This window comes from Brevundimonas sp. (assembly GCF_046299535.1).
GTDB lineage: Bacteria > Pseudomonadota > Alphaproteobacteria > Caulobacterales > Caulobacteraceae > Brevundimonas.
The window spans coordinates 106,281-129,138 of the sequence record NZ_JBKBIB010000010.1 but is presented as its reverse complement, the minus strand read 5'-3'; the positions used below and the strand labels follow the sequence as shown (position 1 = coordinate 129,138).

The 22,858-nt window shown below is 67.0% G+C and carries 24 protein-coding genes; 13 read left to right on the top strand and 11 right to left on the bottom strand.

The features are described from left to right. Positions 1–33: 33 nt before the first annotated feature. The 7 genes from ACK4FB_RS10150 to hppD form a co-directional block, all read right to left on the bottom strand. Positions 34–708 carry a hypothetical protein gene (locus ACK4FB_RS10150; RefSeq protein ID WP_409751434.1) on the bottom strand — a complete coding sequence of 225 codons (675 nt, stop codon included), beginning with the start codon at positions 706–708 and terminating at the stop codon, positions 34–36. Positions 709–803: 95 nt separating this feature from the next. Beyond that, positions 804–1,079, bottom strand: coding sequence for a hypothetical protein (locus ACK4FB_RS10145; RefSeq protein WP_409751431.1), 276 nt, complete (start codon positions 1,077–1,079; stop codon positions 804–806). Beyond that, positions 1,070–1,546 carry a methyltransferase family protein gene (locus ACK4FB_RS10140; protein ID WP_409751428.1) on the bottom strand — a complete coding sequence of 159 codons (477 nt, stop codon included), beginning with the start codon at positions 1,544–1,546 and terminating at the stop codon, positions 1,070–1,072. The genes ACK4FB_RS10145 and ACK4FB_RS10140 overlap by 10 nt, the downstream gene beginning before the upstream one ends. A gap of 297 nt (positions 1,547–1,843) precedes the next feature. After that, a complete protein-coding gene (locus ACK4FB_RS10135; protein WP_409751425.1) occupies positions 1,844–2,215 on the bottom strand; it encodes a cupin domain-containing protein in 372 nt (123 codons plus the stop codon). A 2-nt stretch (positions 2,216–2,217) separates the two neighbouring features. Beyond that, positions 2,218–3,279 (bottom strand): isoaspartyl peptidase/L-asparaginase family protein, encoded by a 1,062-nt coding sequence (locus tag ACK4FB_RS10130; protein WP_409751422.1) that lies wholly within the window; start codon positions 3,277–3,279, stop codon positions 2,218–2,220. 87 nt (positions 3,280–3,366) lie between these two features. Next, positions 3,367–3,549, bottom strand: coding sequence for a hypothetical protein (locus tag ACK4FB_RS10125; RefSeq protein WP_409751420.1), 183 nt, complete (start codon positions 3,547–3,549; stop codon positions 3,367–3,369). Positions 3,550–3,562: 13 nt separating this feature from the next. Further along, positions 3,563–4,666, bottom strand: a complete 1,104-nt coding sequence (gene hppD, locus ACK4FB_RS10120) for a 4-hydroxyphenylpyruvate dioxygenase (protein WP_409751417.1) — start codon at positions 4,664–4,666, stop codon at positions 3,563–3,565. Positions 4,667–4,826: 160 nt separating this feature from the next. On the opposite strand from hppD, the gene ACK4FB_RS10115 reads away from it, so the two are divergent. From ACK4FB_RS10115 to ACK4FB_RS10105, 3 genes are read left to right on the top strand one after another with little or no spacing between them, the layout of a single operon-like run. After that, positions 4,827–5,402, top strand: coding sequence for a YqaA family protein (locus tag ACK4FB_RS10115; RefSeq protein ID WP_409751414.1), 576 nt, complete (start codon positions 4,827–4,829; stop codon positions 5,400–5,402). A gap of 45 nt (positions 5,403–5,447) precedes the next feature. Continuing rightward, positions 5,448–5,996 carry a disulfide bond formation protein B gene (locus ACK4FB_RS10110; RefSeq protein ID WP_409751411.1) on the top strand — a complete coding sequence of 183 codons (549 nt, stop codon included), beginning with the start codon at positions 5,448–5,450 and terminating at the stop codon, positions 5,994–5,996. Continuing rightward, entirely contained in the window at positions 5,996–6,556 is a 561-nt protein-coding gene (locus ACK4FB_RS10105) for a demethoxyubiquinone hydroxylase family protein (protein ID WP_409751408.1), read from the top strand. Before ACK4FB_RS10110 ends, ACK4FB_RS10105 begins: the two co-directional genes overlap by 1 nt. On the opposite strand, the gene wecC is transcribed toward ACK4FB_RS10105, so the two are convergent. From wecC to ACK4FB_RS10090, 3 genes are all read right to left on the bottom strand, one after another. Continuing rightward, entirely contained in the window at positions 6,557–7,828 is a 1,272-nt protein-coding gene (gene wecC / locus ACK4FB_RS10100; RefSeq protein ID WP_409751405.1) for a UDP-N-acetyl-D-mannosamine dehydrogenase, read from the bottom strand. It lies immediately after the preceding gene. Then, entirely contained in the window at positions 7,806–8,924 is a 1,119-nt protein-coding gene (gene wecB, locus ACK4FB_RS10095) for a non-hydrolyzing UDP-N-acetylglucosamine 2-epimerase (protein ID WP_409751402.1), read from the bottom strand. Before wecB ends, wecC begins: the two co-directional genes overlap by 23 nt. A 90-nt stretch (positions 8,925–9,014) precedes the next feature. Then, positions 9,015–10,034 carry a hypothetical protein gene (locus ACK4FB_RS10090; protein ID WP_409751399.1) on the bottom strand — a complete coding sequence of 340 codons (1,020 nt, stop codon included), beginning with the start codon at positions 10,032–10,034 and terminating at the stop codon, positions 9,015–9,017. Positions 10,035–10,156: 122 nt separating this feature from the next. Between ACK4FB_RS10090 and pseC the strand changes: the two genes are divergently transcribed. The 8 genes from pseC to pseB are packed head-to-tail and all read left to right on the top strand — an operon-like array spanning position 10,157 to position 20,394. Beyond that, on the top strand, positions 10,157–11,296 hold the full coding sequence (pseC, locus tag ACK4FB_RS10085) for a UDP-4-amino-4,6-dideoxy-N-acetyl-beta-L-altrosamine transaminase (protein ID WP_409751396.1): 1,140 nt from the start codon (positions 10,157–10,159) through the stop codon (positions 11,294–11,296). A gap of 1 nt (position 11,297) precedes the next feature. Beyond that, positions 11,298–12,005, top strand: a complete 708-nt coding sequence (gene pseF, locus ACK4FB_RS10080; protein WP_409751393.1) for a pseudaminic acid cytidylyltransferase — start codon at positions 11,298–11,300, stop codon at positions 12,003–12,005. Continuing rightward, entirely contained in the window at positions 12,002–13,033 is a 1,032-nt protein-coding gene (locus ACK4FB_RS10075) for a PseG/SpsG family protein (RefSeq protein ID WP_409751390.1), read from the top strand. The genes pseF and ACK4FB_RS10075 overlap by 4 nt, the downstream gene beginning before the upstream one ends. Beyond that, entirely contained in the window at positions 13,033–14,169 is a 1,137-nt protein-coding gene (locus ACK4FB_RS10070; protein WP_409751387.1) for an ATP-grasp domain-containing protein, read from the top strand. Before ACK4FB_RS10075 ends, ACK4FB_RS10070 begins: the two co-directional genes overlap by 1 nt. A 15-nt stretch (positions 14,170–14,184) precedes the next feature. Next, entirely contained in the window at positions 14,185–15,114 is a 930-nt protein-coding gene (locus ACK4FB_RS10065) for an NAD-dependent epimerase/dehydratase family protein (protein ID WP_409751384.1), read from the top strand. After that, entirely contained in the window at positions 15,114–16,169 is a 1,056-nt protein-coding gene (gene pseI / locus ACK4FB_RS10060; RefSeq protein WP_409751381.1) for a pseudaminic acid synthase, read from the top strand. The genes ACK4FB_RS10065 and pseI overlap by 1 nt, the downstream gene beginning before the upstream one ends. Next, the gene (locus ACK4FB_RS10055) at positions 16,166–19,342 is read left to right on the top strand and encodes a hypothetical protein (RefSeq protein ID WP_409751378.1); all 3,177 of its coding nucleotides are present in this window, start codon (positions 16,166–16,168) and stop codon (positions 19,340–19,342) included. The genes pseI and ACK4FB_RS10055 overlap by 4 nt, the downstream gene beginning before the upstream one ends. Before the next feature lie 41 nt (positions 19,343–19,383). Next, positions 19,384–20,394 (top strand): UDP-N-acetylglucosamine 4,6-dehydratase (inverting), encoded by a 1,011-nt coding sequence (gene pseB, locus ACK4FB_RS10050; protein ID WP_409751375.1) that lies wholly within the window; start codon positions 19,384–19,386, stop codon positions 20,392–20,394. 57 nt (positions 20,395–20,451) lie between these two features. Here the strand turns inward: pseB and ACK4FB_RS10045 are convergent, their stop codons facing one another. Then, on the bottom strand, positions 20,452–21,480 hold the full coding sequence (locus tag ACK4FB_RS10045) for a hypothetical protein (RefSeq protein WP_409751372.1): 1,029 nt from the start codon (positions 21,478–21,480) through the stop codon (positions 20,452–20,454). Between the two features lie 243 nt (positions 21,481–21,723). On the opposite strand from ACK4FB_RS10045, the gene ACK4FB_RS10040 reads away from it, so the two are divergent. Both ACK4FB_RS10040 and ACK4FB_RS10035 read left to right on the top strand, forming a co-directional pair. Beyond that, on the top strand, positions 21,724–21,936 hold the full coding sequence (locus tag ACK4FB_RS10040) for a hypothetical protein (protein WP_409751369.1): 213 nt from the start codon (positions 21,724–21,726) through the stop codon (positions 21,934–21,936). Between the two features lie 85 nt (positions 21,937–22,021). Further along, positions 22,022–22,849, top strand: coding sequence for an ABC transporter permease (locus ACK4FB_RS10035; RefSeq protein ID WP_409751366.1), 828 nt, complete (start codon positions 22,022–22,024; stop codon positions 22,847–22,849). The last annotated feature ends 9 nt before the right edge of the window (positions 22,850–22,858 follow it).

The window sequence follows — 22,858 nt, the reverse complement described above, 5'->3', positions numbered from 1 at the left end:
GCTTACCGGTCATGGGCGGGCTTGGGAAGCCGATCAGCACAGGTTCGCCCGGGCCCGGCGCAGCTCACGGAGCCGCGTCTCCCTGTCGCGCCAGTGATCGGCGAAGGCGTGAACAGCCGCGCGCAGGCGCTCGATCTCGGCGCGGCGGTCGGGGGCAGGCCTCGCGGGCTGCGCCTTCGCCGGAGCGCCGGCGTCGGGTCTGTCGCCGTGACCGGCCTCACAGCCCTTGCCCGCTTCGCCGCCGCCGCCCGCGTGGACCACCAGCTTGCCGGTATTGACCACGACCAGTTCGGCGGCGTGCGCGCCTCCTGTCTCGTCGTGCTCCGGGCCGTGACACGGCTCCGGCTTCTCCGGTTTGCCGTCCAGCACCTCGCGGATGCTTGCGCACGGGCCTGACGCGCCGTCGGCCAGGGCCAGGACGCCGCCCAGGCGCCGGTCCATGACGGCGAGCAGGCCGCGCGCCCGGGCGTGGACCTCGTCGCGAGAGGCCTTCAGGGCCGCTTCGGCCGCCTTGCGGACGTCGTCATAGATGGCCTCGCAGGAATCCTTCTGCTTCGGTCCCATCTGCTCACGGGCGTACCAGCCGCACAGCAGGGCGAGCAGAAGCAGGAGCAGGAACAGCAACAGGATTACAGGCGGCACGCTGAGCAACAGGTCGGAGCTCGCCGGATAGGCGGCGGCCGGGGTGTCGAACTGCGACGGATACATGGCGCGACTCCCCCGATGCCCTGATGACCGCCATCTTGGCCAAGCAGCGCGGCGTGGCAATCGAAAAGGTTAACAAGGGTCGTCGAACGGGGATTTCAGGGCTCCGAGGCGTCCCTGGTCAGGGTCGCGCCGGCCTCGGCGCCCTCGCCGGCGCCGGGATCGCGCACTTCCACCTCGACACGCACGGCGCCGGGCGGGTCGTGGGCCCAGATGTAGCGGCGTTCGATCTCCACCTCGCGGCCCGAGGGGGCGAAGCCGGTGAAGCTGTCCCCCCAGGGGGTGATGCGGGTCAGCTCGGGCCAGGACAGGCCGCAGGCGGCGTCCAGCTCCTCGATGGCCATGGCCGAGAGCTCGTCGTCGTTCACAGCCATCGGCGCACCTTGTCCGTGTAGGCGCTGTAGGCGGCGCCGAACTTGCGTTGCAGATAGGTCTCCTCACGGATGATGACGAAGCGGTCGACGACGATCAGGCAGGGCAGGATCATGGCCGCCGCCAGCGGGCTGTCGAGGCCTATGGCCAGGCCGGCGTAGATGATGGTGAAGCCCACATAGATCGGGTTGCGGGACAGGGCGTAGACACCCCCCGTGACCAGGGCGGTGGACGGTTTCCACGGCTCCACCGCCGTGCCCGCGCGCCGGAACAGGCCCGCCGCCGCGCCCTCGACGATCAGGCCTGTGGCGATCAGTACAAGGGCGACGCCGCGTCGCCACGGGTCCGGCAGGCCCAGGGAGGGCTCGCCGATCAGGTTGCCCAGGGTCCAGCCCCCCGCCAGAAAGATCAGGAAGATTATGGGCGGCGGGGCGATGACGCCGGGGATGTCGCGGGGTTCGGAGGTCATGGCGTCAGGATATCGCTCGGCTCGCGCTTGAGGAAGGTTCAGACTCGGGCGCGAAAAACAGGGTCCGAATTGTCCGAATTGTCCGAAACCAGACCCTGATTTCGGATTCAGCGCCGAAAAAACAGAGTCCGAATTGTACGAATTGTCCGAAATCGCCAGTCTTGTCCCTGATGCGCCTCGGCCATTGTAAGGCGCCGGGAAGGAGCGGGATGAAATAAATCCGGCGCTTGCTCCTCACCACGTGCCCTTCGATATTCAGGGCGATGACGCCGGGGGATGTCGCGCGCTGGCTCAGGGTCAGATGGTGACGCCTTGAGGGGCCGTAAATTCCGACGCCGGCGCATTGCCCGTGTTGATGACTTCGGACGGTTCGAACAGCATGATCTCCGCCTCCTCATCGGCGACGGGGCGGTGCTCAACCCCGCGCGGCACGACGATGAATTGTCCGGCGGCCAGATCGACAGCCCGGTCCCGGAACTCCATCCGGAAGCCGCCCCGCCAGACCAGAAACATCTCGTCGGCTTCGGGGTGGCTGTGCCAGGGGAACTCGCCCTTGATCTTGACCAGCCGCATGTCCTGACCGTTCAACCGGGCGGCGACTTTCGGTCGCCAGTGTTCATGGATGGCGGCGAATTTTTCGGCGATGTCGATGCTGGAGGCGTGGGTCATGGTCAATCCTCGTCGCCGTAGATGGCCACGCGGGCCTCGGAAGCCGAGGATACGGCGCCCCGGTACATGCCCGAGGTGTTGAGGCTGAAGACCACATTTCCCTGAATATCCAGAGCGATGACGCCGCCGTCACCGCCCAGTTCACCCACCTGTGCGATTTCCGCGTCCGCAGCGGACTGGAGGCCGGCGGCGCCCGCCGTGCGGGCGCAGATATCCCGCGCGACCGTGGCGCGGATGAAGTACTCGCCAGAGCCGGTGGCGGAGACCGCGCAGCCGTCGATGTTGGAAGCGTAGGTGCCCGCGCCGATCACCGGCACGTCCCCGACCCGGCCCCAGCGCTTGGCGGTCATGCCGCCGGTGGAGGTGGCCGCCGCCAGCCGTCCTTCGGAATCCAGCGCCACGGCGCCCACGGTGCCGAATTTGCGCTCGTTCAGGGGCGGGGCGGGCAGGTCGGCCTGTGCGCCGGCGGAGGGGGCGCCGGCGGGGCGTTCGGGGACCGGCAGACCCTGCGCCTCGAGCGCGCTGACCAGACCGCGCCAGCGGCGCTCGGTGAAGAACCAGGACGGGTCCACCTGCTCCAGCCCCTGTTCGGCGGCGAAGGCGTCCGCGCCCTGACCGATCAGCATGACATGGGGGGATTGCTCCATGACGGCGCGGGCCAGGGCCACGGGATGGCGGGTGCGTGTGACGCCCGCCACGGCGCCCAGGTTCAGGTCTGTCCCGTCCATGACGGCCGCGTCCAGCTCATTGGCCCCGGCGGCGGTGAAGACCGCGCCGCGCCCGGCGTTGAACAGGGGATCGTCCTCCATCAGCGCGATGGCCGCCTGGACCGCATCGAGGGCCGAGCCGCCGCTGCGCAGCACCGCCGCCCCCGCCTCCAGTGCCGTGGACAGGGCCGCGCGATAGGCGGCGTCCTGTTCGGGGCTGAGGTCGGCCCGCTCGATCACCCCCGCGCCGCCGTGAATGGCCAGGGACCATGCCGCGCGTTCCTGGGCGTGGGCGGCGCCTGTCAGGAGGGAGAAGCTGAGGGTCGCGGCTGTTGCGACCGAGGCGATGGTTTTCATGCGAAGACGTCCTTCATTGCTCTGCCCGTCATCACCGGGCTTGTCCGGTGATCCCCACACTCCGAGCCCGGCCATGACGATTTGAGGTCAGTGGCGGCCTGCGCGCCAGCGCCAGATGCGCACCACAAGATACGGCAGGAAGCCGACCAGAAGCCCGATCAGAACCAGTTGCCAGAGATCGGCGCGGGGCATCAGGGCGTAGGCGGCCAGCACGGCCAGACCCGCCAGCGGCGGGCCCAGCCATGGGAGCCAGCGGGGCGGTTCGATCACCGCGCGCCCTCGATCAGGCGTCCACCTTGATGACGCCGCGCCGGATCTGGTCCAGTTCAATGGAGTCGAACAGGGCCTGGAAATTGCCCTCGCCGAAGGCCTGGTTGCCCTTGCGCTGGATGATCTCGAAGAAGATCGGACCGAAGGTGTCCTGGGTGAAGATCTGCAGCAGGATGCCGTCCTCGTCCGAGCCGTCGATCAGGATGCGGTTCTCGCGCATGCGGGCCACGTCCTCGCCGTGGCCGGGCAGGCGCTTGTCGATCAGGTCGAAATAGGTCTCGATGGTGTCCTGGAAGGGGATGCCGCGACGCTTCATCTCCTCGACGGTCTCGAAAATGTTGTCGGTGTGCAGGGCGATGTGCTGGATGCCCTCGCCGTTGTAGCGGCGCAGGAATTCCTCGATCTGGGAGTTGTCGTCCTGGCTCTCGTTCAGGGGGATGCGGATGGCGCGGTCGGGCGCGATCATGGCCTGGGACAGCAGACCGGTGGCCTTGCCCTTGATGTTGAAATATTTCTGCTCCTCGAAGGCGAAGACGTCGCCGTAGAAGCCCGACCAGGTGCGCATCTGGCCGCGACGCACATTGTGGGTCAGGTGGTCGAGGCTGAACAGGCCGACACTGTTCTTGCGCTCGGCATCCTGCCAGCCCTCGATCTCGGTCCAGCCGTCGTACAGCGAACCGGCGTCGCCGTATTTGTCGACGAGATAGAGCAGGGAGCCGCCGATGCCCTGCAGCACATAAGGGTAGCCGTCGCCCAGAGCGCCGCCGTCGTGGCCTTCAGCAGGCTTGGCGCCGCGCGAAACGGCGCCGTCGAAGGCGGCTTTCGCATCGGCCACGCGGAAGGCCATGCCGTTGGCCGAGGGGCCGTGGTCATCGGCGAACGCCCTGGCCTGACCCCTGGGCGAGCGGTGGACGATCATGTTGATGTCGCCCTGCTTCAGGCGCACCGCGTCAGTCCGGGGGTGCACATGGGACTGGGTGAAGCCCATCAGTTCCAGCCGCGCGATCATGGCGCTGGGGTCCGGGCCGGTGAACTCGACGAATTCGAAGCCGTCCACGCCCAGCGGATTTTCGGCGTCCAGAGCCTTGGCGGCGTCGGTTTGGGGGGCGTCGTGCATGGGTCTTCTCCCTGAAGTGCGGATATCCTGTCGGCATGCGCGCCGCAGGGATTTGGCCCGGAACCTAATCATCCGCGCCCCCGTCGCCAAGCGCTGCGGCCCCGATCAGGGTCCGGATCCGGGTAAGACGCCCTCAATCAAGGCGTGGTAGGGCCAGTCGATGCTGCGCAAACTGTATCACTGGACCCTGCGCCTGGCCGCTCACCGGCGAGCGGTTCCGGCGCTGGCCGCCGTGTCCTTCGCGGAAAGCGCCTTCTTTCCCGTGCCGCCCGACGTGATGCTGGCCCCCATGGTGCTGGCCCGTCCCGACCGGGCCTATGTCTATGCGGCGATCTGCACCCTCGGCTCGGTGCTGGGGGGGGTCGCCGGCTACATGATCGGCTATTTTCTCGAACCTGTGGGCCTGTGGCTGCTGGGCGCCATGGGCAAGGCCGATGTCTTCGCGGCCAGCCAGGCGACGTTCAACGAACACGGCGTCTGGGCCGTGGCCATCGGCGGATTCACGCCGCTGCCCTACAAGGTGGTCACCATCGCCTCAGGCATCTTCGGGTTCAGCTTTCCCCTGTTCATCCTGCTGTCCGTGCTGACGCGGGGCGCGCGCTTCTTCATGGTGGCCTTCGTGGTCCGGACGTTCGGCCCGGCCATGCTGGCGGTGGTGGAGCGGCGGTTGCTGACGTTCACGGTCATCGGAGCCGCTCTCATGGCGGCGGGGTTCGCGGCGGCGGCCCTGCTCTGATCTGGCGCATCGACGGGGGCGCGGGGCCGGGCTAAGAACATCGCCATGCTGAGCGCCTATCGCCTGATCACCCGCTGGTGGACCGCCTTCGCCCTCGTGGCGTCGCTGGCCTTGCTGGGCGCCGCCCACGCCTTTGAGCGGTACGGGGGCCTGGCGCCGTGCAACCTCTGCCTCAAGCAGCGCGAGGTGTTCTGGGCCGCCGTGGCCATCGCCCTGCCGGCTACATTGTGGGCCGTGTTCAGCCGGGCCAGCCGGGGCACGCCGCGCATCGCCGCCTTCCTGCTGGCCGCCGTGTTCGCCACCGGCGCCGTCACGGCCGGCTTCCACGCCGGCGGGGAACTGGGCTGGTGGTCGCTGCCCGCCCTGTGCGCGGGGGGCGGCATGGTGGATCTGGACGCGCTGACCGCCCTCGCCATGGGCACGGCGCCGGAGACCCGGCCGGTCATGTGCGACGCGGTGGCGTGGCGCTTCCTGGGCCTGTCCATGGCAGGATGGAACGTCCTGTTCTCGGCGGGGTTGGCCGGGTTCAGCCTGATGGCGGCCAAACGTCCCAAGGACGCGCGGGCGCCCAGGATAACGCCGGAGAAACGCTGATGACCCGACGCATTCCCCTGCCGCGCCCGGGCCGCGGCGCCACCGCCGCCCGTCTGGCCGAGATGCTGCGGGTGGATCACGCGGGCGAGATGGCCGCGGTTCAGATCTATCGCGGCCAGAAGCGGGTGTTCGAGGCGGCGGGCCGCTCGGGCATCGCCGCCGACATGGCGCGCATGGAGGGCGAGGAGGATGTGCACCTCAAGCGTTTCGAGGCGCTGCTGACCGAGAAACAGGTGCGGCCGACCCTGATGACGCCGGTCTGGCGGCTGGCGGCCTATGGTCTGGGCGTCGGCACGGCCCTGATGGGGGAGAAGGCCGCCCATGCCTGCACCGAGGCGGTGGAGAGCGTGATCGGCGAGCACTATGCAGATCAGGCGGACGAGGTCGGCGAGCGCGATCCGGAGATGGCGGCCCAGTTCCGTCAGTTCCGCGACGAGGAGCTGGCCCACCACGACCACGCCATCGCGGAAGGCGCTCACGAGGCGCCCGCCTATCCGGTGCTGAGCGCGGTGATCAAGGCGGGCTGCCGCGCCGCCATCAAGATCAGCGAAAAGGTCTGATCAGGCCCACAAGCCGCAGGCGTCCACCACATGGGCGTCGGGGCGGTTCAGCGCCTTGAATTCCGCATGCGGAACCAGCGCCAGCACGACCGGCTCGCCCAGGGCGGCCGCGTGGGGCACGATCGCCAGGCCGTGATCGGACGGCAGGGCGTCCGCATACGGATCCGCACAGACGACCCGGCCCGGATACAAAGCCGACAGGGCCTTGGCGATGTTCAGGGAGGGGCTCTCACGGAAATCATCCACGTCCGCCTTGAACGTCATGCCCAGACAACCCAGGCGCAGGCTGGGGTCCAGATCCATGATTTCACAGACTTTCTCGATGACGAAGCGCGGCTTCCCGTCGTTGACCAGACGCGCCGTCCGGATCAGCCGGGCGGCCTCGGGCGCCTGGGCCACGATGAACCAGGGGTCCACGGCGATGCAGTGGCCTCCAACGCCCGGCCCGGGCGTAAGGATGTTCACCCGGGGGTGGTGGTTGGCCAGCTGGATGACCTCCCACACGTTCAGGTCCAGTTCGTCACAGACCAGCGACAGCTCGTTGGCGTAAGCGATATTCACGTCCCGGAACGCGTTCTCGGCCAGCTTGACGAATTCGGCCGAGCGATCGTCGGTCAGCAGAATCTCGCCCGAGGTCATGGACCGGTACAGGGCGGCGGCGCGGCGGGCGGCCCGGGGGGTGACCCCGCCGACCACCCGGGCGTTGCTTTCCAGTTCGCGCAGGGTGCGGCCCGGAATGACCCGTTCCGGCGAATAGGCCACGTCGATGTCGCCGTCTTCCTTGTCCCCGCTGCCGAGGGCGACCTTGAGGTCGGGGCGCAGGGCGGCGATCCGCTGGGCCACCTGCCGGGTCGTGCCCACGGGGGAGGTGGATTCCAGAACCACCATGGAGCCCTTGACCAGGCGGGGGGCGATCGCCTCCACGGCGCTGAACACCGAGCTCAGATCCGGGTGGTTGAAGTCGCCGGTCTTGGTGGGGGTTGGCACGGTGATCAGATAGGCGTCGGCCTGCGGCGCTTCATGCACCGCCGTCAGGGCCTTTCCGGCCGTCACGGCCGCCAGCAGCAGATCAAGACCGGGCTCGACCAGATGGCTCCGTCCCGCGTTCACAGAGGCGACCACGTCCGGCTGGATGTCGTAGCCGATGACCCGATGTCCCGCCCGCGCCATCACCGCGGCGGTGGGCAGGCCGATGTAGCCGAGGCCGACGACGGCGACAGTGATGCGTTCCTGGGACTCGGCCTGAAAGTCAGCGTAGATCGTCAGCGGCATCCAGCAGTCCCTGAACAATGCGCCGGCTGGCCTGGCCGTCGCCGTATGGGTTGTTGTTCCCGGCCCGCGGGGGCCGGGCCACGGCCTCTAACACGCCGGAGACGATCCGGTTCGGGTCCGTGCCAACTAAATATGACACGCCCGCTTCGACCGCCTCGGGCCGCTCCGTCACCTCTCGCATGACCAGAACGGTCTTGCCCAGAGACGGGGCCTCCTCCTGCACCCCGCCCGAGTCGGTCAGTATGACGTCGCAACGGTCCATGAGATAGACAAAGCTCTCATAGTCGACGGGTTCGACAAGATGAACCCTGGACGAGTCGCTCAATAGCTGACGAACAGGCCCGCGCACATTCGGATTCAAGTGCAGGGGGTAAATGATTTCTATCGTTTCGTCGCGGCCAAGGCGTTCAAGAGCCTCGCAGATGTTGCGAAACCCGTCCCCGAAGCTCTCCCGGCGGTGACCGGTCACAAGGACAAGGCGCTTGCTTCTGTCCAGGAAGGAAAACATCTGATCGAGTCGGGCCCGGACCTCCGGACGAGTGCGGATACGATCCGCCATCACCAGCAGGGCGTCCACCACCGTGTTGCCGGTCACCAGCACCCGCCCGGCGGGGACGCCCTCCGCCAGCAGATTATCCCGCGCGCGGGCCGTCGGCGCGAACATCAGTCGGCTGACCATGTCCACCAACCGCCGGTTGAACTCTTCGGGCCAGGGCTGGTCCATGCGCCCGCTGCGCAGGCCCGCCTCCACATGCGCGACAGGGACCCGGGCATGAAAGGCGGCCGTGGCCGCCGCCGCCGCCGTGGATGTGTCGCCGTGCACCAGGACCAGGTCGGGCCGCTCCGCCTGCAGCATCGCATCCACGCCGGCAACGGCGGCGGCGAACAGGCCATTGAGGCTCTGGCCCGGGGTCATCAGCGCCAGGTCGACATCCACGGACAGGTCGAACAGGCCCAGGACCTGATCCAGCATCTGGCGGTGCTGGCCGGTGGACCATACCCGGCACTGCAGCCCGGGGGTGTCGCGCAGGGCCTGGACCACCGGGGCCATCTTGATGGCTTCCGGTCGCGTTCCAAAGATCACAGCGATGCGCATGGGGGACCTTGTTCCAACCGGCGGAATGCCCAAAACATCCCGGGCGCCGTGGGCGGGGTCAATAAGACGAACCGGATGGAAATGTAACCCTCAGACGAGCGACGCCTCGATCTCCCGTGCAAGCCGCGCCACGCCCTGACCGTCGACCGCAGCGCGCCCGGCCTGGCTCATGGCCTCTCGCAGTTGAGGCGAGGCCAGGGCGTGCAGATGGGCTGCGACGCAGTCCTCCAGATCCGGTGCGTTCCATTCGCCGGCGGATGTCATGGCGCCGGTTCGCGGCCATTCCCGCAGATGTCGGGCCTGATTGTCGGCCACGCCGACCATGATCGCGGGAGTTCCGCAGCGGGCCAGCTGGAACAGGGTCTGCCCGGCGGCGCTGACCGCCACATCGCACGCCAGCATCAGATCGCGCAGGGCGTCCGCTGCGAGGGTCCTGTGCAGGGTCACTCCGTCCAGATCCGTCTCCGGCGCAGTCATGGCCCCGGCGCCGAGGACCAGATCCACCCGACAGTCCGGCAGGGTGCCACGGATCACGCCGGCCAGGGTCGTCCCCAGACCACGAAGGTCTGTACCCCCGGTCAGCACCAGAGAGCGGCCTATCCGGGGTCGAACAGGGGAGCGATCGGGAACGTCCCAGAACGCAGGCGGCATGGGCTGCCAGCGAGGGCCGATCAGCCAACGGGCGTCGCGCCCGGACCGGTCCAGGCGGCCCGGGGCGGTATGCACCACCAGACCCGGCGGATAGTGGTCGCGCGCCAGATCATCCAGGCAGATGACGAGGGCGGCCGACGCCGCGAGCGGCGTCAGAGCCTCCGGCGATGCGTCGTAGGAATCGACGATCACCACGTGACCTTGAGCTGCGACGGTCAAGGGCTGGTCCTGCCATCTCCGCCATTGCACGGCTTCTGTCCCCAGAACGATGCGCGCAGCCTCATCGCCGTCGACGATCCAGCGAACCGGCCGACCCGCCCCGCGCCAGTGGGCTGCGTAGCCAAGGCAACGGCCCAGGTGTCCCAGTCCGCGGCGGCGATCGCCTTCTGTAAGGATGAGAAGCGGCGGCGGCAGGCTCATGGTCCATTCAGGGCTGATGGAAGGTTTCGTCGTCGGCATGACGCAACCTTGGCCGGTTTGCGGGGTTGCCGCCAATCCATCGACGGGTTAGCGATCGGCGACCTCGCGATCACGGCTTCGTGTTTACGCGTTGGCTTTGGCGGAATGAACAGGAACGCACCGTGATTCCCTATGGCCGGCAAACAATCGAGGCGGACGACGAAGCCGCTGTTCTGGAGACCCTGCGTTCGGACTTCCTGACCCAGGGCCCGCGCGTGCCGGCCTTCGAGCGGCAACTGGCGGACCATGTGGGCGCGCGCCACTGTCTGGTCCTGTCCAGCGCCACGGCGGCGTTGCATGTGGTGTATGCGGCCATGGAGCTGGAAGGCCGCGAGGGGATCACGACGCCCAACACCTTCGTGGCGACGGCCAACGCCATGGCCTATGCGGGCATCAAGCCGCGCTTCGCCGACATGGACCCGACCACCTTCAACCTCGATCCGGAAGCCGTGGAGGCGGCGCTGACCGAGAACACGGCCCTGATCGCGCCGGTGCATTTCGCTGGACTGCCCGCCGACATGGGCTGGTTCGCGGCGCTGGCGAAGGCGCGTGGGCTGAAGGTGGTGGAGGACGCCTCCCACGCCATCGGGTCGGAGTATCCCGACGGGGGCCGGGTGGGCGACTGCCGCTATTCCGACGCCACGGTGTTCTCCTTCCACCCGGTCAAGACCATGACCACGGGCGAGGGCGGGGCGATCACCACCAATGACGACGCGCTCTACGAACGCATGGCGCTGCTGCGGTCCCACGGCATCGAACGGGCGCCCGGGCGCATGGCCGGGAACCCCGGCCCCTGGTTCTATGAGCAGCAGCAGCTGGGCTTCAACTACCGCATGACCGAAATGCAGGCGGCGCTGGGCATGACCCAGCTGGCCAAGCTGGACCGGTTCGCGAGCCGCCGCCGCGAGATCATCGCCGCCTATCACGCCGGGTTGTCGGACCTGAACTGGCTGGGTCTGCCGGTGCAGCCGACCCAGACGGTGTGCCACCACCTGTTTGTGCTGCAGATCGATTTCGGCGCCATCCGCCAGACCCGCGCCGAGGTTATGGCCCGGCTGAAGGCGGCCGGGGTGGGGACGCAGGTCCACTACATTCCGGTGCATCTGCAGCCCTGGTATCGGGAGCAGTACGGCACGGGGCCCGGCGACTTCCCGCATGCGGAGCGCTATTACGACCGCACCCTCAGCATTCCCCTGTATCCGGCCATGACCGATGCGGATGTGGCGCAGGTGATCGCGGCCGTCCGCGCGCTGGGGGCCTGAGATGCGCATCGCGGTCATTCCGGCCCGGGGCGGATCCAAACGCATCCCGCGCAAGAACATCCGCGAATTCGCCGGACGGCCCATGATCGCCTGGCCGGTCGGCGTGGCGCTGGAGAGCGGGCTGTTCGACCATGTGGTGGTCTCCACCGATGACGAGGAGATCGCGGGCGTGGCCGAGGCGGCCGGGGCGACCGCGCCCTTTCGCCGTCCCGCCGATCTGGCGGACGATCACACCCCGACGCGGCCGGTCATCGCGCACGCGATCCGCGCGATGCAGGAGATCACAGGGGCGGCGGTCGAGCATGCCTGCTGCATCTATCCCACGGCGCCGTTTCTGGATGCGGCCGATCTGAAGGCGGGTCTGGATCTGCTGGCCGACGACCGGTTCCGCTATGCCTTTTCGGTCACCACCTTCGCCTATCCGGTCCAGCGCGCCCTGAAGCGCCTGCCGGACGGCGGGGTGGACATGCTGCAGCCCGAGCACCGCCACGCCCGGTCCCAGGATCTGGAGGAGGCGTATCATGACGCGGGCCAGTTCTACTGGGGGACGGCCCAGGCCTTCCTGACCGATCAGCCGGTGTTCGCGCCCCACTCGGCGCCGGTGATCCTGCCGCGCTGGCGCGTCCACGACATCGATACGCCCGAGGACTGGGTCCGGGCCGAGCTGGTGTTCCGTGCGCTGAAAGAGGGCGGGGCGCCCGGCGCATGATCCTGTTTCGCTGCAATGTCTCGCCGTCGGTGGGCGCCGGGCACCTGACGCGGTGCCGGACCCTGGCCGCCATGCTGACGGCGCGGGGCGTGCCATGCGCCATGGCGGGTCCGGAAGAGAGCTGGCGGCTGCCCGGCGACGACGCCCTGTTCCAGAGCTGGACGCCCCTGATCTGGACCACGGGGGAGGCGGATGCGGCGGCGTTCATCGCCCTGGCGGAGCGGATCGGCGCGCGGGTGGCTGTGATGGACGACTACCGCATGGACGAGCCCTATCAGCTGCGGCTGCGCGCGGCGGGGCTCAAGTGGCTGCAGCAGTTCGATGCGTCCAATCCGCCGCCCTTCTGGGCCGATTTCGTGGCGAACGGCGGTCCGCGTGAAACCCCGGAGCACTATCGCGCGTTGGCGCGAAACCCCGCATTGGAATTTTTGCTGGGGCCGGAGTTCGCCGTCCTGAGACCCGCCTTCGCCAATCTGCCGCCGCGCGAGGCGGATCGCCCGTTGAAGCGGCTGCTGATCTCGTTCGGCGGCGGCGATGACCGGGGCATGGTGGTGCGCGCGCTGGAAGCCCTGACGGACAAGGGTCCGGGCGACGTTTCGCTCCGGGTCATGTCGGGCGCGGGCAATCCCGGCAACGCCGCTATCGCGGACTGGATTGCGGAACACGCGCCGCATCGCGCGGTGCTGGCGGTCAACCCCGAGGACGTGGCGGGCGAGTATCTGAACGCAGATCTGGCCGTGATCGCCGGCGGCACCAGCACCTTCGAGGCGGCGGCGGCGGGCGTTCCCATGCTGATCACCGCCATGGCCGACAACCAGATCCGGCAGGGTCTGGGCTGGCAGGACCGGGGCGCGGCGATCTATCTGGGGCGCGCGCCGGAGGTGAATCCCCTCGACATCGCCGCCCATGTGGCCGCCCTTGCCGCCGACGACGGGCGCCGCACCGCCATGTCGCGGGCGGGACAGGCCAATGTGGACGGACTGGGCTGTGCGCGCCTCGTGGACCGGCTGATCGGAGCGCTCAACTGATGGACGACGCCATGCGCGGCAGGACGGCTGTGGTGCTGGGCGCCAACGCCGGTCAGGCGGACCTGATCCGCTATCTGGCCGGGCAGGGCTGGCGCGTCACCGCCTGCGCCCATCGGCCGGGCGGAGCGGGGGCGAAGCTGGCGCACGACTTTGCTTTGGTGGACATCAACGACCGCGACGGGGTGACCGAATTGGCCCGTTCGATCGGCGCCGATCTGGTCTACTCGGTCTCGTCCGATCTGGCGGTCCCGGCGGTGGTGGAAGCGTCCGGGCGGCTGGGCCTGCCGCACTATTTCGATCACACGCTGGTCGCCCTGCTGGACGACAAGGCGGCGTTGCGGGCGCATCTGAACGCCCGCCATCTGTCGGTGGTGCCCTATCGGCGGGTCAAGGCGTTTGCGGACTGCGCCGACTGGTCGGCCTTTCCCTGTATGGTCAAGCCGGCGGACTCCCAAGGTCAGCGCGGGGTGGCCAAGGTCGACGGCCCGGAGGCTTTCGAGGCGGCCGTGCGCCGCGCCCTGGACCTGTCGCCCACGGGCACGGCCATCGTCGAGGCGTGGCTGGAGGGGGTGGAGATTTCCTACAATGTGCTGGTCGCCGACGGCCGGGTGGTGGTCAACGAATGCTCGGAACGACTGGTGCACGGCGAGCATCTGGTGGGGGTGCCCCGCGGGCATCTGATCCCGCCGGTGGCGGTGGATCAGGCGGTGGTGGATCAGGGCGCCGAACTGGTTGAGGCGGTGGTCGCATCCCTCGGCGTGCGCGACGGCACGCTCTATTTCCAGATGAAGGCCACGCCGGAGGGACCGAAGATCATCGAGATCGCCCCGCGTCTGGACGGCTGCCACATCTGGCGGCTGATGAAGCACGCGCGGGATCTGGATTATCTGGATCTGGCGGTGCGGCGGCTGGTCGGCGAGGACATCTCGGCCCTTGCGGACGGTCGCCCGGCCGACGGGGTCTATGAGCTGATGTTCCAGCAGACGCCGCCCGGCGGGGCGTTTGCGGCCGCCGACTTCCCGATCCCCGAGGACGCGCTCTATCACGAGTACCGCTACGAGGACGGCGAGACGGTCCTGCCCATCAACGGCCGCATGGAAGTGGTGGGATACTACGTGCGCAGGCGGACAGACTGACATGAGGCGGAACGCATGAGGATCGCCGTCACCGGCGCATCCGGCTTCATCGGCCGGTATCTTGTCCCGGCGCTGGTCGAGGCGGGCCACGCGGTCGTGGCGCTGGGACGTGACGCCGAGGGGCTGACGGCCCTGGCGGGCGAGGGCGTGCGGACCCATGCGACGGATTACAGCGCTGAGGATCTGGCCGGGGCGCTGAAGGGCGTCGAGGCGGTGGTGCATCTGGCCGGGCGGCGCAGCCAGCGTGATGACGATCCCCTGACTTTCCGGCCTTTCGCCGAAACGAACCTGGACCTGCTGGAGACCCTGTTTTTCGCTTCTCGGGATGCGGGGGTCTCCAGCCTCGTGCAGGCCTCGAGCATTGCGGTCTATTCCGGCGCAAACGCGGTTCCCTATGCGGAGAGCGATCTGCCCGTTCCGCTCAACCCTTACGGCCTCTCCAAGCTGACGTCCGAGCAGTTGCTGACCCTGTGGGGCGGCAAGACCGGGGTGCGAACCACTTCTCTGCGGCTGGCGGCGTCGTTCGGGTATGGCGAGCGGGTCTCGGCGGTGCTGATGAAATTCGCCGATGCGGCCTGGCGCGGTGAGACCCTGACGGTTCGCGGAAATGGACGCATCGGGGTTGATCAAATATATGTGAGGGATGTAGTTCGGGCGTTCGTCGCCGCCCTGGGGCCTGACGCCCCGGCAGGGGTGTTCAACGTCGGGGCCGGTCGGGTCTTCACCCTGATGGAGATGGCCGAGGCGGTGAATGTCGCGTTCGGTAATGACGGCAATCTGAGGATCGAGGATCCCCGGGACGGGCCTGCGCCCGCGCCGTGCATGCGTATCGAGGCCGCGCGTCTGGGCCTGGGGTGGGAGCCCCGGTGGCCGCTGGACCGCGCCTTGCGTGATTTTTACGAGACGAGGCGCAACACCGAGTCGCGTCCGAACGGGAACGCCTGATGAGCCGTCTGAAACAGCTGCTGAACCCGAACGCCGCGGACGACGGTTCGCCCTTCGTGATCGCCGAGATGTCGGGCAACCACAACGGTTCGCTGGAACACGCCCTGGCCATTGTGGACGCAGCCGCGCAGGCCGGCGCCGATGCGGTCAAGCTGCAGACCTACACCGCCGACACCATGACGCTGGACATCGCCGAGGGCGAGTTCGTCATCAATGACCCGAAATCCCTGTGGAAGGGGCGCAATCTCTACGATCTGTACCGCGAGGCGCACACGCCGTGGGACTGGCATGCGCCGATCATGGCGCGGGCGAAGGAGAAGGGCATCCTGTGCTTCTCGTCGCCGTTCGACGAGACGGCGGTGGACCTGCTCGAGAGCCTGGGCGCGCCCTGCTACAAGATCGCCTCGTTCGAGTGCATCGACCTGCCGTTGATCCGGCGGGTGGCGGCGACGAAGAAGCCGATGATCATCTCCACCGGCATGGCCACCATCGCCGAGATCGCAGAGGCGGTGGAGACCGCGCGCGAGGGAGGATGCCCCCACGTGGTGGTGCTGAAGTGCACCAGCAACTATCCGGCGCCGCCGGAGCATTCGAACCTGCTGACCATCCCCCACATGGCCCAGCTGTTCGGCTGTGAGGTGGGCCTGTCGGACCACACCATGGGCATCGGCGTGCCCGTCGCCGCCTGCGCCCTCGGGGCCACGGTGATCGAGAAGCACATGACTCTCGACCGCGAGGACGGCGGGGTGGATTCCGCGTTCTCGGCCGAGCCGGCGGAAATGGCCGCGCTGGTGGTTGAAGCGACGCGGGCGCGGCAGGCGCTGGGCGTCATCCGCTATGGCCCCACCGAGGTGGAGCGCAATGCGCGGCGTCGGCGCCGGTCGCTGTACATCGCCCAGGATCTGAACGCGGGCGACGAACTGACGCCGCAGAACCTGCGCCGCGTGCGGCCGGGCCACGGGCTGGAGCCAAAGCATTACGACGTGCTTCTGGGACGCCGCGTCTCGAAAGCGGTCAAGGCCGGGACGCCCATGAGCTGGGATCTTCTGGGATGAGTTCGCGCACGTCGAATCGCGGCCGTTTCGCCCTGGCCTATCCATGGATGCTGCATCGCAAGCTCGCGCTCAAGGCGGCGCCTTTCCTGACCCGGCGGGGCCTGGGTCGCTATTCGCTGCTGTTGCTCACACCCCTTGAGCGGCATGGCAAGGCCAACGTCCAGGTGATGGAGGCCTTGTTCCGGACCTATGGAAAAATGGGTCGGCCTGCCGAAGCCACGCAATACCGCGCGAAAATTCTACGGGGACGCGCGACGCGTGCGGCAAAGGCGAGAGGGATGGATCGCCCGGTCCAGAATCTGCTGAGGGCGCTGGCCGGCCTGGATGAAATGCAGTTGGCTGCCCCCCTCGCGGCCACCATGCGGTTGACGACGCTGATGGCTCATGAGGACGGGCAGGCGGCGTTGCTCGAGGCGTCGGAGCCCCTGATCGCGGAGTATCCGGACAACATCCTGATGATCTATGTGCGCGCCGTCGCTCTGGCCCGCGCTGATCGCATCGACGAAGCCGCGGCGCTGGTCCAGAGCGCGACCACCGTGGTGATGGGCCGCCAGACAAACACCTCCGCTCAGGAGCGCGAGCGACGCGCCATGCTGACGCATCTGGCGAACATCTGGCGCGTGGTCGATGCGATCGCCCGGGACAAGATGGCCTGGGCTGTCGGCGGCAGTGAGGCGGATGTGGCGGAGCCGTCTGACGGCGCGGATTCCGCCAAGGGGGAAAAAGAGGGCGAGGGAGAGGACGAGGCGGGCGTCGACGCCCCGATCGAGCAGGAAGCCCTGCTGCAAGGGCGCCGGCAGAGCCGCTATCTCGCCGCCTGCCGCCGACGGTTTCAGACGGCCCCCAGCGTCCGGGAGAAGCTGATCGCCATACGCGACATGCTGCGGCAGGGCCTGCGGCGCATGCCGTCGTACCACGAGGCCTACGCCACGGCGCGCAAGGCCTATGTGACGGTTCGTGAGCAGTGGACCCCGCTGCTTGCGGGTGACGACGGCCCCGACCCGGAGCTGATCGGAGACGACGGCGGTATCAGGACGGTTCGCCTCCTTATCCAGGCCCTTCAGTTGGCCCGGGAACTGGAGATGGAGCAGGACCAGGCCCTGCTGGAGGCCAGTCTGCTTGCCTACGGGTCTGCCCGGGAGGCCCGAACCGTGTCCTGGACAATCTCCGCCGTCTTGATGGAGGGCGATCCGGAGCAGCACCTCGAAGCCACGACACGGATCGTGGAAGCCGCGGGAGCGCCTGAGAAGCCTCATGAGGTTCGCGACCTGTTTTCCTGGGCGGCGCGGGCCCGCCGCCATGATCTGGCCCACGCCTATTTCGAAACGGCGCCGGAGCCCGTGCGGCGATCCTATGCGGCCATTCACTACGCCAAGATTCTTCAGCGCGAGGGAGAGTTCAATCGCGCCTTGCAACTGGTCCGAAACATCGCCGGGACCGTGCTGGGCACGCCCAGGGCGTTCTGTCCCTTCCGGCACTGGGGGCTGATGCGCCGGATTTCGGAACTGGAGTTTCTGACGGATTCCGCCAAGTGGTTCCGGACCGTTCCGCAGCCCCGCGATCCCCAGGGCGTGGTTATGCTGGCGCCCCGCAATGCCGGGCAATTGACCAAATATCCCATGGCCGTCCTGCTGGAGCTCAAGAAGCAGGGCTGGGCCGTCATCCCGCTCGTGGAAGGGGTCTTGCCGCCGGAGCCAACGGGGGACGAGAGGATTGACCAGTTCATCGGCTGCATGCTGCAGGACCTGCGTCTGGATCCTGTACAATCAAGGTCTTTCCGGGCCATCAAGGGGTTCTCCCCCCATATAGAGAGGGGCGAGTTCACCTGGGGCGGCATGGATCTGTCCCAGCCTCTATGGGAAGAAGGTGCGATCAATCGACGTCGCTACAATGTCGATTTCACCTGTCCCAGCCTGCAGAAATTTCTGGGCCGTCTTGTCGAGTGGAGCCGTCTGTACGGCACGGTCCTGCACAATGCGGACAAGACTTTCGGCCGGATGAAGTTGCGCGCGGGAACCATGGTTCCGCTTCAGGCCCGGCTGCCGGATGCGGTGGTGCGCTTCTACTGCGAGCAAAAGGGCGACCCGGAGATGTTCTTCTGCTTGCATGCCTCCAACGGCTACGAGAACTATTTCGCCAATTTCTCCCGCTCGTTCTCCACCAAATGCGGGATGCGAAACGTCACCGCGAACCCCGAGCTGAGAACGGCCAGCTTTCCCATCCCCGCCGAATTCCATGCCTGGTACGACAGCCGCAAGGTCGCCGGGGCTGAAATGCTGGAGCGGGTGCGCGACACCACGCGCGTGCGTCGTTCCACCCGGACCACGCTCGAGCCTCCGCCCGAAGCGATCGCCTGCATTGAGCGTGTGCGCGAATGGAAAGCTCGGGGCGGCAAGGTGGCCTGCGCCTTCGGCAAGGTCGTGTGCGATATGGCTGCGCCAACCGATGGAGGCCCGGCCCACAGGAACCTCAAGGACTGGCTGAACCACACCATCGAGTCTGTGCGCGAGTCCAACACCCTGCTGCTGATCAAGCCTCATCCTCACGAACTGAGGAACGAGATCGCCACCTTCCTGACCGAGTACATGACCGACCTGATCGAGGTCGACCTGCCGCACAACGTCATCATCACCGGCCAGGACTGGTTCGACATATCCGACCTGGAGCCGCTGATTGATCTGGGCCTGCTCTATAACGGCACCACGGCGGTGGAGCTTGGCCTGATGAACATTCCCGCCGTCCTGTGCGCATATTTCGCGGCGACCGATTACCCCATCGGTCACGTGGCGCCGAAGAGCCGCGATCACTATCGGCAACTGGTGCGGTTCGAGGCGCAGGCCACCGTGGCCCCCGACCTGCCCCGGAGGGCGGCCGCCTGGATTCACTACATGAGCGGGGACGAGGTCACGATCCCCTACCGCTATCATGCACGACCCCTGACCAATAAGGTCACGACACCGCCCCGCTGGTTCGAGGAAGACATCACCGCCTATTTGCGCAGGGGCGATCCCAATGTGGAGCGCCTGGCCCGACGCATCATCGATCCGCCGGCGACGCCGTCCCGGACGTCGAAGCGCCGACGGCCCGCCGCCGCCAGGACCGCCTCCACATCGGCGCGCACACGCTCCCGAACGGCTCCGGCTCGCCGCAACGCCATTCCCATCGCCGAATGATCGCTTGATCAGGGTGAAACCGAAATAATCGAAAGACGTCCATGTTCGACAACAAGTCCATCCTGATCACCGGCGGCTCAGGCTCGTTCGGCAAGATGTATGTCCGCACCATTCTGGAGCGGTACAAGCCCCGGCGCCTGATCGTCTATTCCCGGGACGAGCTGAAGCAGTACGAGATGGGGCAGACGTTCAACGCTCCGTGCATGCGCTATTTCCTGGGCGATGTGCGGGACCGGGATCGTCTGATCCAGGCCATGCGGGACGTGGATTTCGTCATCCATGCGGCGGCCATGAAGCAGGTGCCGGCGGCCGAATACAATCCGACGGAGTGCATCCGGACCAACATCCACGGGGCCGAGAACGTCATCCACGCGGCCCTGGCCAACGATGTCGAACAGGTCATGGCCCTGTCCACCGACAAGGCCGCCAATCCGATCAATCTGTACGGCGCGACGAAACTGGCTTCGGACAAGTTGTTCGTGGCGGCGAACAACATGGCGGGCAGCCACCGCACCAGTTTCGGCGTGGTTCGCTACGGCAATGTCGTGGGCTCCCGGGGGTCCGTCGTGCCGTTCTTCGAAAAGCTGATGAAGGAGGGCGCCCCCTCCCTGCCCATCACCGACCCGCGCATGACCCGGTTCTGGATTTCGCTTCAGCAGGGCGTGGATTTCGTGCTGAAGAACTTCCAGCGCATGCATGGGGGGGAAATCTTCGTGCCCAAGATCCCTTCGGTCCGGGTGGTTGACCTGGCCACGGCCATGGCGCCGGACCTGGAGCAACACGTCATCGGCATTCGTCCGGGCGAGAAGCTGCACGAGATCATGTGCCCGGCGGACGACAGCCACCTCACCCTCGAGTTCGATGATCATTATGTCCTGTCGCCGACCATCCGGTTCCACCGGGGCGACCTCGACTACGCCGTCAACCGGCTGGGCGAGAAAGGCACGCCGGTGGAGCAGGGGTTCGAGTACAACTCCGGCTCCAACGACGTCTTCCTCTCGCCGGACGAAATCGTCGCGTTCAATCGAACGGCCCTTGCGCGGGGCGCCTGACCATCGCCAGGGCGTCCTGGACCGGGCGGACACGATCGCCCGGTCCACCCGTCTCGATCAGGCTTCGGGCTTGATGAACTCGATGTGGTAGAGGGATGACGGATTGAAGATGTTGCCGATGGCGGCGAAATCGTGCTCGCGCCGGATGACCCTGATCTTCTTGTTGCGATAGGCCTGACTGATGATGCTGGTCAGGTTGATGTTGTAATCCAGCCGCCAGGACCACCACGCCGCGTTCTCGAGCTGGCGCCGCGCGCTGGATATGTCCTGGGCGTTCAGCTTGCCGAGATCCTCGAAGAAGCTGTCGTCCTTTTTCTTTCGGCGCGTGATCAGGATGGGGTCCCGCTGCCAGCCGGTCGGCTCGATGTGAACGAGGGTCACCTTCGCATCGAGCTTGTGCAGCATGTCATAGAGTTTGGGATCGATCAGATCGACCTGTTCGATGGAGTGGCGCGTGAAGACCAGCACATGCCCCGTGGCGTCCTTCAGGAAGGAAATGTCCGGCTTGCGATAGTCGAAGCTGTGCGCGTGGTAGTTGATGACGCCGTCATGGTCCGCCAGGCGCCTGGCCGCCTGCTGGCCTTCATCGGTGTATTCCGCGCCGTGATAGGCGATCGTCCGGGACCGGGTTCGCCCCAGCCCTACATAGAGCTGGAACAGATTGACCGACCAGCCGCTGCCCAGCTCGACGATCGCGGTCGTGTCCGGCCGGACGCATCCCAGAAGATAGCGGATGGGGCTGATGGCGGAGGTGGAGTAGCGTCCGGCCACCACGTCCGGATAATGGAAATTATCGTCGTAGGATCGATCAATCGCGCCCAGGATCGCCTTGCCGAGCGGCTGTACGAGCTCACGGGTGCGGTAGAAGTGATTGGGGTCCTTGCGACCAATGTCCAGCTCGCGCAGGTCCGCAAGGAAGGTGGCGAGCTGGTCGTCCGGACGCCTGGTGACAAACTGGTCGATCCTGTCGGCGATCTTTTGCCAGGCCGTGCCCTGGCTCTTCTTGGTCCTGCCCCTGGGCGCCGCGGCGGACGGCGGCGTCGGCTTGACCTGGAGATCCGGCGCCGTGTCGGTTGTTTCAGTCAAGATCGTCTCCAGGTGCGATGAGGCGGCGCTGGCGGCGGACCGCCCGGTCAAGGCCTCGCTGCGAGCCATGGATCGTGGGCGCCCGGCAAGGTCGCCAAGCCGTATGAAAAGCTGTATTTTAGTCCTTCCTCGCCCGTCAAGGACAGGCCGTGTTCCAGCGTCCTGATCGCTTCGATTTCGCCTCGCATTGGCCGGGTTTACCTTGTATGTCGGCTTGTCACGTCAGCCCGCAGGGAGCGCGTCATGTCTCGCTTCGTTGAGCTTACCCACGAAAATGGCACGAGGCTTTCGGTCAATGTGGATCTGGTCGTCTCCTTCGCTCCCCTGGGCGGAGACGATCTTCGCGGCACCGTCGTGAGCTTCGGATACAGCGCCGGCGACAAGAACATGACGCGCAATGTACGGGTCATTGACGCCTACGAGCACGTGGCGGCCAAGTTCGCCAATGCTCGCTGACAATCCATTGACGATCCTCGATGCAGGCTGTCGCCAGGGCGCCTCGCGCCTGCATTCTGGGTGTAACAAGGCCGGGCGACGCTGAATGGTGCTGACGGATCGTTTCAGGGATGATTTGAAACAGGCTCAGGACGCCGCGCTGTCCAGTTTGCGGACTATCCACGCGCTGTTTGTTCGCCAGTCCCGCACACGGTATGGCCGTCGTTCGGCGGGATACGTCTGGGCGCTGATCTCGCCCATGTTGCTGCTCATCGTCATGATGGCGGTGTTCTCCGCCATCGCGCGACCGGCGGGCGCGGGGGAAAGCCTCGTCGTCTTCTTCCTGTCGGCCATCCTGCCGCTGTATCTGTTCCGCGGCGCGATCAACCGTGGCGGCAACGCCATCCGCGGCAACCGGGTCCTGATGCAGTATCCGCAGGTCAATGCCTTCGAGGTGATCACCTCCCGCCTTCTGCTGGAGGCCCTGACCTATTTCATCGTTCTGATCCTGTTCGCCCTGATCATGTACGCCTTCTTCGGCCTGCCGCTGACGTCGTGGATCGATCGTCCCCTGCCCATGTTGCAGGCAGGCGGAGCTCTGTTGCTGCTCTGCTATGGCGCGTGTTTTCTCAGCTCGCAGATCGGAAGGGCCTTCGATCCCTGGAACGAGCTGACGGGCCCTATCGGGCGGATTTTGCTGTTTACGTCCGGCCTCTGGTACACAATGGGCAGTCTGCCCCCGGAGCTGATGCAGTACGTGCAGTACAATCCCCTCGCCCACGTCATCGAGTGGATCCGGGACGCTTCCATCAGCGACTTCCAGAGCGATCTCTACAATCCCTGGTACCCGCTTTCCCTGGGCGTGATATTCCTGTTCCTCGGCCTGTTCATCGACTGGCTGTACCGCATCAGCGGCTATGACCTTCAGCCCTGAGCCCGCGCC